Source organism: Lentimicrobium saccharophilum (genome assembly GCF_001192835.1).
Classification (GTDB): Bacteria; Bacteroidota; Bacteroidia; order Bacteroidales; family Lentimicrobiaceae; genus Lentimicrobium; species Lentimicrobium saccharophilum.
On sequence record NZ_DF968182.1, the window covers coordinates 2,796,419 to 2,812,023 of the forward strand.

Below are 15,605 nucleotides of genomic sequence, written 5' to 3' on the forward strand. Positions count from 1 at the left end.
GCGGTTACTACATTGAAATTGTCACACCCATAATAAAACCCCTGTTCTGCGGATATGTAACTTCATCAAATCCGACAGTACGATCGCCCAGGGTAGCCCTTGCCGCACCAACCTCAGGATCATAACCTGTGTATTTGGTGAAGGTGAGCAGATTTGAACCCGATACAAAAACACGGGCACCTTTTAAACTTAATTTCCGGGCCATGTTCTCAGAAAGGGTATAACCGATCTGAAGGTTTTTTAACCTGAGGTAAGAGCCATCTTCAATGTATCTGTCTGAACCCCTTGCATTCTGATTGGCATCAACCGTACTGAGCCGGGGCTCCGTATTACTGCTGCCTTCGCCCGTCCACCTTTCCAGAATGGCCGTGCCTTTGTTGTAATTGTATCCCGAATTGGTCAGCCAGAATTTGGTTGCATTGTAAATCTCATTCCCGTACTGACCCTGCAGAAACAAGGATACATCAAAACCCTTGTATGAAAGCCCCAGGTTCAGTCCAAAAAACATATCCGGATAGGGATTCCCTATAAAGGTCCTGTCATCGCTGTTAATCACACCGTCACCGCTTATATCCTTAAACCTGATATCTCCGGGAACCGCTCCGGGTTGCTCGGCATGTGCATCTATTTCTGCCTGATTCTGAAAAATACCGTCAGTTACATAGCCATAAAATTCACGGATCGAATGACCCACCTCGGTTCGTGTGGACATATCGAAAAACAATCCGGAAGTGATGGCCTCGTTATTTTCGCCAAGATTCAGCACCTCATTTTTGTTGGTGGTAAGGTTGGCGTTAACGTTGTAATTGAGTTTCCCGATCTTGTCTCTCCAGATGACCTGGAATTCCAGTCCTTTGTTTACAATTTCACCTACATTCTCGTAACCGGTGCTTCCAAATCCGGAAGTTGCCGGTTGCGGCAGAATCAGCAGCATATCGGTGGTATTTTTCTTATAGTAGTCGGCAGAGAAATAAAGCCTGTAGTCAAAGGCCGAGAAATCAACTCCGAAATCGAGCTGTGTGGTTGTTTCCCACTTTACATCAGGATTAAAATCAGATGCCGGCAGATAACCAACCTGTATGACCTGAGGATTTCCGAAAGGATAAAAAATCTGTTGCAGAACACTCGAAAAGGCGTACAACCCTATATCCTGATTGCCGAGCTGCCCCCATGAAGCCCTGATTTTCAGATCGTCGATGAAATCTGATTTGAAAAAGTCCTCACCCGATACTCTCCAGCCTGCGGAAACTGAAGGGAATAAACCCCAGCGGTTCTTCTTTCCGAAGCGGGATGAGCCATCGTAACGGGCATTTAATGACAGCAGGTATTTATCGGCAAAATCGTAGTTAATCCGCCCAAAGTATGACAACAAAGACCATTCTGTCAATCTTCCCCTGGCTTTATCGTTGGCCGAACCGGCATCAAGGTAGTGCAGGTAATCTTCGTTGCTGCTGAAATTCTCACGATATCCCGAAACCAGACCGGTAGACGCCTCCTGCATGGTATTCCCCACCAGGGCAGTCACTTTATGCAGGTTAATTTTCCTGGTATATTCAAGGGTATTTTCCCAATTGACATCGAAATAATTGATCAGCTGATGATTCAGGCTGTTTATCAGCCGGTTGGCGTTGCCTTCCGAAAAGGTCGGATCAAAATCAATGGTCTGGAGTGAATACACATTCAGTCCTAGATTTGATTTGAATCTGAGTCCTGAAATAATGTCATAGCTGGCAAATATGTTCCCGAACAGTTTGTTATTGGCCTGGGTCTTGTCAGATCTGTCGGCCATTCCCAACGGATTCTGTGCATCGCCTTCGTTTTCTCCCGGGCCGGCATAGGTGCCATCCTCATTATAAACCGGAATGGTAGGCGGCTGAAAGATAGCTGACCTCACCACACCGTTGATCTCTGTATCAATCAGGTTTTCTTTGATCCGGGACAGGTTCATATTCGCTCCGACAATAAACTTTTCAGTGACGTTGGAGTTGAGGTTGAAGCGAAGATTGTATCTCGTGAAGTCCGAATGCTTTACAATTCCGTCCTGAGCAAGATATCCCAGTCCGAGCAGATAGGTGGTTTTATCATTCCCGCTGCTTACCGACAGATCATATTTTTGAAAAGCGGCATTCCGGAAGATGGCATCCTGCCAGTCGGTACCCTCGCCTAAACCAGGATTGTTCCATACCGGAGCAAGTCCGGCATTGGTAAGGGCTTCGTCCATTACCATGGCATACTCGTCAGCAGTAAGCAATTCGAGCTTGTTTGATATTTGCTGAACACCATAGGTCGCGTTAAACTGAACCATAGATTCCCCTTTGATGCCCTTCTTTGTAGTAATCAGCACTACCCCGTTGGCGGCCCTTGCCCCGTATATTGCTGCTGCCGAAGCGTCCTTCAATACACTTATTGATTCAATATCATTGGGATTCAGGCTATTAAGATTTTCTTTCGTTGGCACGCCGTCAATCACATAAAGCGGATCGCTGTCACCAATGGTCCCTATGCCCCTGATGCGAACCTGTATGCCTGCTCCGGGGGTTCCGTAGTTCTGAGTTACCTGAACCCCGGCGGCCTGTCCCTGCAGGGCATGATCTATGCCCACCACCGGACTCTTCTGAATATCCGCGCTGCTGATCGTTGAAACAGCCCCGGTAATGTCACGCTTTTTCTGGGTGCCATATCCGACCACCACCACTTCGTCCAGACTAAGGGCATCCTGAACCATAATAATGTCTATTACGGTTTCATCCTTCAAAATAATTTCAACAGTCTGATAACCAACATATGAGAAAACCAGCACCACTTCGCCTTCAGGAACTGTAAGGCTGTATTTTCCTTCGACATCCGTTACCGTGCCAAAATTAGTTCCCTTAACCCTTACAGTTACCCCCGGCAGGGTACCCGATTTGTCCTTAACCACTCCGCTTACTTTTCTGGCCGGATCATCAGTAATGCCTGCGTCTGACGTTATCAGCATCCGGTTCTTCGAAAGCAGAATAATTTTATCTATAATCCTGAACGATAGTCCGGTTCCCTGCAGAACAGTTTTCATGACATTCTCAATCAACTCATCCTGCACATTCACCGTTACCTTCTTTAAAACCATTTTTTCAAGGTCAGCCTGATAGGCAAACTCAAATTCAGTCTGCCTTTTGATGTCATTGATTACTTTCTCAAGCGTAACATTCTTGTAATCAAGGCTGACCCTAACTCTTTGTGCGTAGCTCTCAGCAGCCGTTACTGAGATAAAGGAGCATAGCACCAGTATCAAGCTGATATTTGACATAATGAGAATTCTGAGTAAAAAACTCCTGTCAAAAGCCTTGGCCTTTGCTGCATCTTTCATACTTTTGTAAAGATTTAGTTAAAAACTTCATTGGTTTTCTTGATTAAATCTGACTGAACCGGAAAAATGTGCGAGATTTTTCCGGTTTTTTTCTTTCAGGGCCCCATAGGTCTTCGCGTTTTGGTTGGATATTTTCTGATATTCAAAGAATTTCATTTGCCGGACTTTTCTTTAACATGCATCTCCATTGAAGGTGCCACAAACTTCAGCATCTCAAAAACAGTGTCGAAACTCTGTGATTTCTTGAATACAAAGTTGTACCTGGCATCGTCCTTCCGGGTCTTCAGTGAATCAATGATAATTTCGACTCCGTAAACCTCTTCAATCTTTTTCACGATTTCATTCAGCCCTGCATCTTCCAGCATTACAAGGCCCTCTTTCCAGGCTGTGTAAATACCGGTATTTACCTGACTGATTTCTATGCTGTCACCCTCAGGCCAGGCCTTTGCCATCTGTCCAGGAATCAGCGAACCGGCTTTTCTGCCTGAATCATCCAGCAGATTCACGGCTCCTTCAATCAGCACGACCTCGACCTTTCCCGATGCATTTGTGTTAACATTGAAACTTGTACCGGTTACTTCAACAGTAAATGCCGGTGTTTCTGCAAGAAACCGTTTTGCTTTGATTTTGGCCACCGCCAGGAAAACCTCACCTTCAATTTCAACTTTGCGCTCTTGCTCATCAAACCGTTCAGGATAACTGAGTTTAGCCCCCAGATTAAGCCATGCTTTTGTTCCGTCAGGCAATTCAATGTATTTTATTCCCTGATTTATCCCGTTTTCAACCAACACCATTTTAGTCCCTTTGCTGAACCGGGCCACTTCCATCACCACCACACCTAAACCAAACAGTATAGCAAAAACGGCAGCAATCCTCAGCCAGCGCATTCCTGTTATACGCCTGCGCCCGGCCTCAAGTCTGTCAATCCGTGCATTTATTCCGGCAATGGGTTCAGTGAGGGCTTCATCTTCCGAATATCCTTTGACCCTCAGGGCATACCACAACGATTTCATCCTGGTATAGGTTCTCATATTTTCTTCGGATTCCGACAGCCAGCGCTCAATCAACTTCTCTTCCGATTCATCGGCAAGTCCCTGTATCTTCTTCAACAGCAATATTTCATCAAACTCCTTCACGGGCATTATTTTAGTGTCCTATACACCAATGACAATTAACGATGGAAAAATACTTAGCCGGAAACTCACTTTTTTCAACCAGATTCCGAAAAAGTCCGTTTTTATTAAAAACCAGACCCTACCGGCTTTCCGGCTTTATCCTTAGAAGTTAAAACGATACTGATAAACGGGAAGACCGGCAGTATTTCCGTATGGAACCTGCCCGGGATTTATTACAATACTCCGTTGAGAATTTTTAATGAATTGACTTACCGCGGATTATGAAAATTTGTTTAATGATAACAAAATATTCATAATCATGTCATTGCTGCCTGCCCCGCCACTTTTGCGGGGTCTTTGCAGCCTGCATCCTTGCGCGATTCTTAAATTTAACGGACTATTGTTATTATAGAAATCATTTATTTCCGGAGATCCGGCAAGAATCTGCTCACCAATTCACGGCAGTAAGAACGGAAGGATAAAGAATTTGTCTTTCAGTTTGTTTCGCAACTGTTTGAGGGCAGAATATATATGAGCTTCTGCAGTGCGTTCCGAAATATTTAGTTCTGCAGCTATTTCTTTTACTTTCTGATTGCCGATATAGCTTTTTATAAAAACTTCCCTGCATTTTTCAGGCAAAGCTGCGATGGCGTCTTCTATCTCTCGCCCCAACTCCAGCGAAAACAATCTTTTAATAACATCATTTTCTTCAGGATCATAATAACGGACTTCATCAGTAGTCGCCAATGCCTGGTTCTTTTTATAGGTTTCCCTGATTTTATCCGATTTTATCCGGTTAAGACAGGCCCTGTATACCGATCGAAAAAGATATGATTCCAGTGAAGTGTGAATCGTTATGGATCCGGCATTATCCCAGAGATACACCATCAGATCCTGAATGATATCTTCAACCGAGTCCCGGTCAAGGAACAACTCTCCGTAAGCAAGCAAACGGGGATAATACTCCCTGAAAATAACATTAAATTTCTCCCGGTCCTTTTGCTCAGGCAACCGGTTCAGACTGGCATTAAGATTCATAACCGGTTATTGGTCGGAAGCATCGGTTTTCAGACTTGCAGATATAGAGGTCAAGAGAATTCATGCCGGCAGCCATACATTCATTTTCTATCAATTGCCGGAACAAGCGGTGATTGATATATACTGCTACTCCCGCAAAGATAACAATTCAGTTTATAAACCAAAGCCAATGATATATGAATCAATGATAAAATAAGTCCTGAATACTAATCTATATGTTAAAAGGGATTTACTGTTGCTGAGTAAGATTATATCTGTGAAGGGGAGGGTTTGCCATAGTCCCATCCTGTTTTGGTTTGCATTCTTAATAAAAAAAGCGCCTGACAGAACAGTCAGACGTTTTTATTGCCCCGATAGGACTTCAAAGACATTAAGTAATCTATTGTTTATCAGTGTTATATAAACATGCTGAAATATAGGGGATGAATAAGGGGATACATTTTTTTGCCTTTTTGTTAGCCCTGCCAGGGCCACACATGGTTAATTGCGAAGTCAGAATCAACAAAATATCCCAGCTATGAAAACACCCTACGGAGAAGTTTCTATCCTTAAACTCCACCCGACCACCCAAACAATTCCGGGTCTGATAAAATTATATTAATAACAGCCATAATCATTAACGAATTTTCAAAATTCTGAGCCTCGTGTCCAGCAAAGCCTGGTATTTGGCTTTCATTTCCTGTGATAAAAAACTGATTTCTATTAATTCATACCATTTATCAACCGCTGATGAGATTGATTGGAGAATTTTGTCAATGCTCTTAGGGTTTAACTCACATTTTTCAACTCCAAAATAGTCAACCAGAATATTGCGTGTTAAATGCCTTTTCCTCCCCTTCAAGGGCAATGCAATTTCTTCATCTTGTTTTTTATATTCTATGGTTGAATTAACAAGGTCATAACATGGGGAGAGCGAGACTTTATCATTATTAGTAATAATGGAGAAATTTTTCAGATGCATATCTTCATTACCAACCAGATAACTAAATATGACCAGTTTAAATAGTTTCAGCTTTTCAATTGCAGGGAAAGTGCAATAATCATTTATCAATTTAACAACCTTCTCCATGCTGTAATCATACTTTGTGTCCCTGCTCATTCCTGCCAATTGTGCAAAATCTTCCACAGGTACTTTATCATTCTTTCCCTTTCTGTCAAAACGTTTGATGAAATAGGTCAGTGACCCGTCCTTAGACCATATCAGACCATGTAAAGGAACATCCAAACCAATCATTTCTGCAAGTTTCATCGTCAGGTCTTCATTCTCCGGCATTTCCGGATAAAGCTGATGCTGTGGTTTTAGTATAAACCGCCCCCCTGTATCGATGATTTCGAATTTTCCTTCTTTAATATTCAATTTTGCACTTAGCTTTGGCTGTACACCCTGAATTGACATTCTTGTTGCACGGATGTATGCCTCTCTTCTTTGTTCAGCTGCAGTGTATTCAATTTCTTTCAATGTCTTTAACCCAGGTGACAAAAGCCTGAGTCCTGCATCGCTATACCGGCTATCCCCACAAGGAACATATGTTATCGGGCAGCGGTTCATTCTGTAACTTCTTTTACAGTAACAACGCCTATCATATCTTCTCCAACAGCTATCAATTGAGAGAAACAATCATTTTTATCAATTTTTTTTATTTTCAGCAAACCTTCCAGTTGAAATCCTTCAGGCAACAAGCCATCAAAAAAGGGCGGAAACATATTGAACTTATAAACCTTTCCCTTAACAGGCATTGTTCGTGAAACTGCAAGACCATCATACTCCTCATGATATTCAAATAAATACGCTATGTTTTGCACTAACTCGGTAAGAATTCCTGCTTCAACACCTTTAACGAAAACCTTAGCCTTTCTCATTTCCCCTGTTTTGTAAATCCTCCAGTAAAGGACTGGTTAATACTATTTTTATGTTAAGTACTTTAAAAATTTTTTGCAAGGTGTCTAATTGAACAGCTTGTTTTCCTTTCTCAATATCATAAATCACAGTTTTGCCAACTCCTGCGAGCTCTGCTAGCTGAACACGGCTTAATCCGGCTACTTTTCTATGTAACCTGATCACTTCTGCTAATTCCTGAAATTGCGCCATTTTTACTTTTATTGCGGTAAAAATAAGCAATTTTTAATAGAATATAAAATATTTAGTCAAATATTACTGCCATAACAGTAATATTGAATCTTTTAGCAATCATTATGATATAAAAACACAATAATTTACTGCTATAGAGGCAATATTTTATAATAATGAATTCAATCCGAACAAAAAACTGTATTTTACCGCCAAAACGGTAACGATATCACTAAAGTAACTTTAAATAAATCCCGGTCTATAGGTATATCGCCGACCTTATAACCAAAAAGATAGAGTAACTGGTTTACCTTATCAAGCCGAAGGGCTTGCTTGCCTTGTTCAAAATCCCGTTTAACGTTTAGTATATGCAAAGTAGGCGATTGCGTGCTTCAAACTTATCAAACCGTTACGATTTTGAAGCGGGCTACGACCCTTGAATTTACTACTATTTCGCCTATTTTATATATACATTGTTAGCAATTGTTGGTATTGAATTATCGAATTTCATTTTGCAAATTTCTCAAGTAATTCTGCTAAATATTGAGCAGCCTTTTGAGCACCAGCCTTTGGAATTTCAGGATAAGTCACATTCGAACCGATAATTTTTATTATTTGGTCAGCTAATAAATCAGGAGTGGTTTTTGAAAGCCTTGATTTTATACCTGATCCTCTTTGTTGTAAGATCCGCGATACATTTGCCTGTTCGCAATGACCTTCCAGCGGAAAATATATGATAGGTTTTCTTAATGCAGTCAGTTCTAAAGTTGAGGTGGCTCCTCCCTGGACTATTGCAAGGTCACACGCTGCAAAATGCTCATAAAGGTTTGGTACAAAGCCTCTTAATTCTATATTTTCCGGCAGATTTAATGAATCCTCTGCAAGTCTTGGACCTGTGACAAACACTGCTTTTAAGTCAGGAATTTTGTACTTTGCTATTGTATAAGCCTTTCCACAAAGCTCAAGAAGCTCTTTTCCAATTGCCGTACCTCCCAGGGAACAAATTAGTAAAGGATCATTTCCATATCCCAGTTTTCTTCGAATTTCTTGTTTATCAGAGTAATTTGATACATCAAAAGGGAATACATAACCTATAAATGTATACATAGCTTTTGCAAAATTCCGTCTGTTAGGAAGCAATAATCCAAAAGTTTTGTTTGGCACATCTTCCAATTCTCCGACAAATAAAGCAAGATCATAAGGTGGTTTTTGTTAACGTCGATAATCCCGACACCAGACTCGATTCCAATAATAGACTCTTAGCTGTTCTATCGGATTAATTGTCATGGCGTCAAGTCCTGCAAAATCAAAAATCATCACAAAAGGGAAATTTTAACTTCCGGATGTTCTCTTAATGCCAGGTTAATTTCATAAGTTTCATCTCCAATTACAAGATCATACTTCTTTGAAGCTATCATATTCAGGAAAAATTCTATGTTCTTTTTCCATTCCGAACGTGATTTTAACAAATAGCTTAAAAGATTCAAACTTGAACCTTTTGCTGCTTTTTCAGCTGAAAGATTCTCATTATCATATTTTTCAGCTCCGGGTACAAGTTTCTCTCCTGCTTTTTCTAAAAGTATGGTTGCAGGATTTGCGGCTAGCCATTCTATTTTGGCTTCAGGAAGATGCTTTCTGAGATGATCAGCAATTGCTAAATCTCTGGTAATGTGCCCAAGGCCCAGAGTTCGCTGATATACAAAACATTTCCTTTTTCATGATCACCTGGTATTAAAATTATTCTTATAATATAGGTATACTATTTTAATGTCAGATGGCTGAATTCAGCAATTCCAATTATTGCTAGCTTGATGCGGCTATGTTGTTAATCTTCATTCAGGCTTCAGCAATATAGAACAGATGTATAACCGGTTAAGTTTTTGACTGTAAAAATTATAGCATTCGAACTCGCATTGATGTTTCCCGGATATCATTGTGTTCCGGCTCTTTGGCAGGGCCAATTGATTATGAGTCCCCCATCCCGATAGTTATTGGGAATCGGGGCCAACCAACTAAGCCCTGTTGCATGTGGTGGATATAGGCCTGTTAATCCTTTATTACATATAATAATAAAAAAGGGTGTAAGGTTAAATATTTGTGAAGGATAACCCGCCATTTGAACCAATTTTTTAGTAACTTTATTGTGGAGCTAGTGTTCTTTTATTCCTGTCATTCAATACGTAATGAAAATCTGCGACTCATGAAGAAATATATCTTTTTTATTCAGGGGTTGATGCTGTCAGTCCTTTCCCTGGCCAAACCGGTAACAATGGAAGATGCCCGCGTGGTGGCTGACATTTACTTCAGTCATTTCAGCGGCAGGGTCGATCCAGTCCTTCTGGATTTTACAGGATTGACATATGACAATATCCTGGTTTACTATGTCTTCAATTATTCCGGCGGAGGATTTGTGGTGGTAGCCGCTGATGATGCGGTAATTCCGATAATGGCACAGGCGAATGCAGGCTATCTGGAAAAAAGCAGCCCTTGCCCGTCGGTAAAATTCTGGTTTGAATCGATTAGTAAAGAAGTTTTCCGGATTGTATCCATGGGGGCGGATAATTCAGCAACCATAAAAAGATGGGACCGCATCCGCAATCATGAGTTCAGTTATCTTACCCGTGACGTGGGTCCCTTACTGAGTACAACCTGGGACCAGGGTGTATGGTATAATTTCTATTGCCCCGCCGACTTGGCAGGTCCGGGTGGTCATACCTGGGCAGGCTGTGTTGCCACCTCCACCGGGCAGATCATGAAATATCACAGCTTCCCTGTTCAAGGTGTACTGGCACATTCTTATGTGCTCCCGGTTTATGGCACTCAGTCTGTTAATTTCGGTGAGACCACTTATCATTGGGAGGCAATGGATGTCACCGCCAACCAATCGTCTTACCAGGATATTGCCACATTGCTTTATCACGCGGGAGTTGCGGTTGAGATGAGCTATTCACCTTACGGTTCAGGTGCTTCCGAAAATGAGATCCCCTGGGCTTTATCCACATACTTCAACTATGATCCCTCGACTGTTCGGCTTGAATATAAAGCCGATTATTCCGATGCTGAATGGGAGGAAATGATGAAAGCTGACCTCAATGCTTCTCTGCCTTTATTTTACGGAGGAGATGATGGAACCTCCGGACACGGCTGGGTGTGCGACGGATGGCGTCCAGACGATAATATGTTTCACATGAACTGGGGATGGTCAGGTAATTCAGATGGCTGGTATGCCATTGGCGCACTCAATACGTTCAATGGCAACTACAATAATAACAATTTCATAATCAGAGGGATCAGGCCCGGCAATGCCGAACTGATCGTTCGGATCACCAACCTGGTACATGGGGAAATCATCGGATATGGGCCGATCGTGAATATAAACTGCTCGCTGATTGCCGGAACGGCTAATACAATGAATCTTTTCATGGATGACAGTTTGATCTATACCACAGGCCAGGCTGATTTCACTTTCGAACTTGCCACCCTGGATTATGACCTGGGCCTGCATATCATAAAACTTGAAGCAATAAATGCATCTGATACGGTATTCCATGCCGTGGAAGTAGGTAACATCGGGTGGGAGGAGCAGGCATCGGCCTTTACCAATGAAGGGCGGGGAATAAAGTACATTTGCGCCGTTGACTCGCTTGTTGCTTGGGCTATTGCCTATGATGGAGTATACATGAACAATTATATCCAGGAATTTACACGTACTGTAAACGGCGGAGAAACCTGGACACCGGGAGTCATTTCAAACTGTTCCGGCCTTGAGCCGGCCATGATCTTTGCCTTAAATTCTGACACGGCCTATTGTCCTATGTTCAGGCAAACAGGAAGCAACCCCCAGGGTATTTATGTAACGTGGGATAACGGATCAAGCTGGACCAGGCAAACCAGTGCGTCTTTCAGCGATGCGGCCTCCTTCCCGAACGTAGTCCATTTCTTCAACAAGTACGACGGCTTCTGCATGGGAGACCCTGTGAACGGGGAATTTGAAATTTACACCACTACGGATGGAGGTAATACCTGGACACCGTTACCGGGAGACGTCATCCCCGATCCGTTTGTCAATGAATACGGTGTTACGGGCTATTATTCGGGTGTTGGAAATAGCGTCTGGTTCGGGACCAGCAAGGGAAGGGTATTCCGTTCTTCCGACAAAGGTTTGCACTGGGATGTCAGCACGACCACTTTTGCCGGCAGGTACGTTGATGTCAGGTTTGCCGATGGGCTTCATGGGCTGGCCCAGGACAAAAACCTGAATAACACCGGCGCTTTATGTGAAACTTTCGACGGGGGTGTGACCTGGTCGCCGGTGACAATCAATGGACAGATCGGGACTAATGATTTCTGTTTTGTGCCGGGAACTGATAACACATGGTTAAGCAATGAGGCCGGTTCGAATCCCGGTTCTTTCTTCAGTATGGATGGCGGACATTCCTGGGAGCGGATTTCCGGAACGGAGGGCCGTCAGTTTCTTGCCCTGGACTTTATCAACAACCGGACGGGCTGGGCCGGAGGATTTAACTTGAGCTCCACGGAAGGTGGGGTATACAGCTTTATCGGCTCCTTACTGGCTGGATCTGTACTGGCTCCTGTTACCGGGCTATATGCCATCGTTACGGGCACAAATGTTGACCTTAATTGGACGGCCCCTGCTTATGGCCAGGTTTCGGGATATTATGTCTACCGCAATGACACCCTGCTCACTGCTGTTCCGGTTACATACCCTGTTTATAACGACTTCCCCGTTCCAATTGGCATGCATACCTATTGTGTAACTGCAGCTTACAGTTCGGGTGAATCAGAGGCTGCCTGTACACAAGCTGAGATCACTTATGGTTTTGAAGAAGAAAATGACTTGATAATAAAATTTTATCCGAATCCGGTTCGTGAAATTTTCATCATTGAATCCCCGGTGTATTTCAGGTGTGCCCGTCTATTCAACCTTTCAGGACAGCAAGTATTTGAATGTGAATCTCATAGAAAAATCCTCCGGATACCCACTGGAAATTTTCAGCCCGGAATCTATATTATTCAGGTTGTTTTGAATGACAAAATAATAACTGCCAAGATTTTGATCGAATAAGATGTGTGGGTCTACAGATCTTTTTGTTGTACCTCATCAATGGAAAGTGATATTGGACTATTTAACTAAAAATAACTGCTTCTTTATCAGAATGATAGATACTTACTAAGTATTCAAGGAGCTATACATTGCTTTGAAAACATAATGAAAAAACCGCACCTGTTGTTGATATACAGGACTTTCATTACAGGCTCAGGTACTGCATCTGGTCCGCCAGCTGGCGGAGAAGAAACCCGATTAGAAAAGGCAGAGCCTGATCCGGTCAGGGGTTGACCCGACCATGCCTATGCATACAGCAGAACGCGGAAAGGTGGCTGGGCGGTGGCACAAAGCCAGATTTTAGAAACTACCATCACAGTTGACCGGTTGAAGAAACGTGGCTATCAGGCTATGCTGGATATTTATGAAAGGATTTCCCTTCAACTTAACGAACCGCTGTACCAGCCTGCCGGCTGGCAGGTACGAGGCCCGCTTGGTTTACACTGAGCGCAGCCGAAGTGTACAGTGGTGTGAGAGGCGCTCCGGTGGGCCTAATGACTCACCGGCCGTCTACTCGATTGTAGCCAGTTATTTCAACTTCAAAAGAGGTACTGGTTGATTTAATTCATCCCAATATCCACTGTTACTTTATTAATCTTTCCGGAAAACTTATTGTCTCCCTCTTTGTACTTGTTCGTCACATTTGTTTCATTGTCCGTATCTACATCCACGCCTTCATCTCCTGAGTTTGCAAAGGGTTGTGCTTTAGGGATGTAACCTTCGGCTACTTTTTGACCATCAATGTATAGAGTGCAATTTCCGCCTGTACCCGGTTTTGGTTCGTCTACTAAAAACTCATACTTAATCAGGTGCTTTCCCGCTTCAAGGACCCTGGATGAGGCAATATTGGTGTGTTCAAGACCAAAAAAGTTGTAATCATGATGCACGTTTCCATTTTTCATATAAAGTGACCAGTCACCAAACCGACCTGCCTGACTAATAATAACTCCATCGGTTTTGGAGTCCATTAATTCCACCTCAGCTAAAATAGTGTAATTCTTACTTCTATTGTTGATGAAAACATTCTCCATAATGCCCGTCATACCCTCATAAAGGGTTAATGATTCTCGATCTCCCATGATATCAGCTCGTCCGGCAATTTCTGCATTGAATCTTTCAACCCTTCTGTCATCAATTGGCATTACATGATATTTAATGGCTTCTTCCATGAAAAGATCCTGCAGTTCTTTTAGTTTTTCGGGATTGGACTGTGCCAGATTATTGGCCTGAGAAAAATCTTCATCCACATGATAGAGTTCCCATACATCATTTTCAAGTGAAGGTAATTCAACCATTAACCATGGAATGGAATGCCGTGTAGATGCCGTCCAACCTTCATGATAGATGCCCCGGTTACCAAACATTTCAAAATACTGAGTAGTATGCGTTTCTGGTGCATTTGCATCATCAAAAGAATAGGCGAAAGACGTACCGGCAAATGGTGTTTGCTCCGTTCCATTAACAGAAGTTGGGAAGGGCAAGCCAGCGGCTTCAAGCACCGTGGGTGCGACATCCGAAACATGCGTAAATTGCGAACGAATTTCACCTTTTGATTTTATTCCATCCGGCCAGTGTACCACCATACCGTTTCGCGTGCCTCCAAAATGCGAGGCAACCTGCTTGGTCCATTGAAAAGGGGTATTGGTTGCATGTGCCCAACCAATGGCAAAATGCGGAAATGTGTTCGGTCCACCCCAGTCATCAATATGGTCCATTATTTGCGAAGCTTCACCAATAATTCCGTTTAATGCCATCATTTCGTTATAGGTCCCTTCAGGTCCGCCTTCGGCACTTGATCCATTATCTCCAATCACATAGAAGAACAGCCTATTGTCCAATTCACCCATTTCCTCCAACCGGCTACGAGTCTTCCTACTTCATGGTCAGTATGTTCAGCAAAAGCGGCAAATACCTCCATTTGCCGGGCAAAAAGTCTTTGTTGCTCAGGGGTTTGGCTTTCCCAGGATGGAATTTCTGCGGGTCGTTCAGTAAGCTGGGTATTCTCCGGTGCTATTCCCATGGCTTTTTGACGGGCAAGAGTTTCTTCTCTTAGTTTATCCCAACCCTGATCAAACCTGCCTTTGTATTTTTCAATATATTCTTTGGGCACATGGTGCGGTGCATGCGTTGCACCGGTAGCATAATAGATGTAAAATGGCTTATCGGGTGTCAGTGCCTGTTGCGCGTTTACCCATTGAATGGCCTTATCTGTCATATCGGTCGTAAAATGGTAGTCCGGGCCTCGCTCCACTTCAACGCACACCGTTCCATCATACACAGCAGGTGCCCATTGATTGGTCTCGCCACCGATAAATCCATAGAACTTATCGAAACCGGAGTGGGTCGGCCATCTGTCAAAGCGTCCCGAAACAGAAGCTTCCCAGGGAGGTGTTTCATGGTATTTCCCAAACATGGCCGTGCTGTAGCCATTCAGCCGCAATATTTCAGCAAGTGGGGCAATGCTGTTCGGACGAATACCCGTATTACCATGAAAACCTCTTGCAAGTTCCATTATGGCTCCAGCATTGTTTTGATGGTGGTTTCTACCAGTCAAAATGGCCGTACGTGTGGGAGAACAAAGAGCAGTTGTGTGAAAGCAATTATACCGCAATCCTTCACTCGCCAGTCTATCTGCGACAGGTTCATTTATCGGCCCTCCAAAAGAACTGGCTGCACCAAATCCCTGATCATCGATTAATACAATAACCACATTGGGGGCATTTTCAGGTGCCTTTACTTGAAACCTGGGGGGGGAGGAGTGGCATTGCGTGCATCAAGTTCTGTAACTGCCTGATATGTTGGTTCCTTAATTGGAAGTACAGTGCGGTCCAGGTCATCTGTACTAACTGATTTTGTTTCGCTTTTTTGTTAAGTTTGATTGCAAGCCACTGCACAGAGCAAGGTGACCGCAAT

The 15,605-nt window shown here is 43.1% G+C and carries 8 protein-coding genes and 1 pseudogene; 1 reads left to right on the plus strand and 8 read right to left on the minus strand.

What is annotated here, in order from left to right; all coding sequences use genetic code 11:
• Nucleotides 1–7: 7 nt before the first annotated feature.
• From TBC1_RS10765 to TBC1_RS10795, 7 genes are all read right to left on the minus strand, one after another.
• Nucleotides 8–3,346, minus strand: a complete 3,339-nt coding sequence (locus tag TBC1_RS10765; RefSeq protein ID WP_062042035.1) for a TonB-dependent receptor — start codon at nt 3,344–3,346, stop codon at nt 8–10.
• Nucleotides 3,347–3,498: 152 nt separating this feature from the next.
• Complete coding sequence (locus TBC1_RS10770) at nt 3,499–4,482, minus strand: FecR family protein (RefSeq protein WP_172668875.1); 984 nt, start codon at nt 4,480–4,482, stop codon at nt 3,499–3,501.
• Nucleotides 4,483–4,917: 435 nt separating this feature from the next.
• Nucleotides 4,918–5,499 (minus strand): RNA polymerase sigma-70 factor, encoded by a 582-nt coding sequence (locus TBC1_RS10775; protein WP_062042041.1) that lies wholly within the window; start codon nt 5,497–5,499, stop codon nt 4,918–4,920.
• A gap of 616 nt (nt 5,500–6,115) precedes the next feature.
• Nucleotides 6,116–7,048: a HipA domain-containing protein gene (locus TBC1_RS10780; RefSeq protein ID WP_062042044.1), complete on the minus strand. Its 933-nt coding sequence runs from the start codon at nt 7,046–7,048 to the stop codon at nt 6,116–6,118.
• Nucleotides 7,045–7,359 carry a HipA N-terminal domain-containing protein gene (locus TBC1_RS10785; RefSeq protein WP_062042046.1) on the minus strand — a complete coding sequence of 105 codons (315 nt, stop codon included), beginning with the start codon at nt 7,357–7,359 and terminating at the stop codon, nt 7,045–7,047. Before TBC1_RS10785 ends, TBC1_RS10780 begins: the two co-directional genes overlap by 4 nt.
• Nucleotides 7,346–7,588, minus strand: a complete 243-nt coding sequence (locus TBC1_RS10790) for a helix-turn-helix domain-containing protein (RefSeq protein ID WP_062042049.1) — start codon at nt 7,586–7,588, stop codon at nt 7,346–7,348. Before TBC1_RS10790 ends, TBC1_RS10785 begins: the two co-directional genes overlap by 14 nt.
• A gap of 486 nt (nt 7,589–8,074) precedes the next feature.
• Nucleotides 8,075–8,731, minus strand: a complete 657-nt coding sequence (locus TBC1_RS10795; RefSeq protein ID WP_236695669.1) for a glycosyltransferase — start codon at nt 8,729–8,731, stop codon at nt 8,075–8,077.
• Between the two features lie 1,036 nt (nt 8,732–9,767).
• Here TBC1_RS10795 and TBC1_RS10800 point away from each other — a divergent pair.
• Nucleotides 9,768–12,653, plus strand: coding sequence for a C10 family peptidase (locus tag TBC1_RS10800; RefSeq protein WP_062042055.1), 2,886 nt, complete (start codon nt 9,768–9,770; stop codon nt 12,651–12,653).
• A 599-nt stretch (nt 12,654–13,252) separates the two neighbouring features.
• On the opposite strand, the pseudogene TBC1_RS18170 reads toward TBC1_RS10800, so the two are convergent.
• A pseudogene (locus tag TBC1_RS18170) lies at nt 13,253–15,402 on the minus strand (arylsulfatase).
• Nucleotides 15,403–15,605: the final 203 nt, after the last annotated feature.

Bases quoted from the DNA above. Each gene is read 5' to 3' on its own strand.
- TBC1_RS10765 (WP_062042035.1), bottom strand. From the start codon at position 3,346: ATGAAAGATGCAGCAAAGGCCAAGGCTTTTGACAGGAGTTTTTTACTC.
- TBC1_RS10775 (WP_062042041.1), bottom strand. From the start codon at position 5,499: ATGAATCTTAATGCCAGTCTGAACCGGTTGCCTGAGCAAAAGGACCGG.
- TBC1_RS10780 (WP_062042044.1), bottom strand. From the start codon at position 7,048: ATGAACCGCTGCCCGATAACATATGTTCCTTGTGGGGATAGCCGGTAT.
- TBC1_RS10785 (WP_062042046.1), bottom strand. From the start codon at position 7,359: ATGAGAAAGGCTAAGGTTTTCGTTAAAGGTGTTGAAGCAGGAATTCTT.
- TBC1_RS10790 (WP_062042049.1), bottom strand. From the start codon at position 7,588: ATGGCGCAATTTCAGGAATTAGCAGAAGTGATCAGGTTACATAGAAAA.
- TBC1_RS10800 (WP_062042055.1), top strand. From the start codon at position 9,768: ATGAAGAAATATATCTTTTTTATTCAGGGGTTGATGCTGTCAGTCCTT.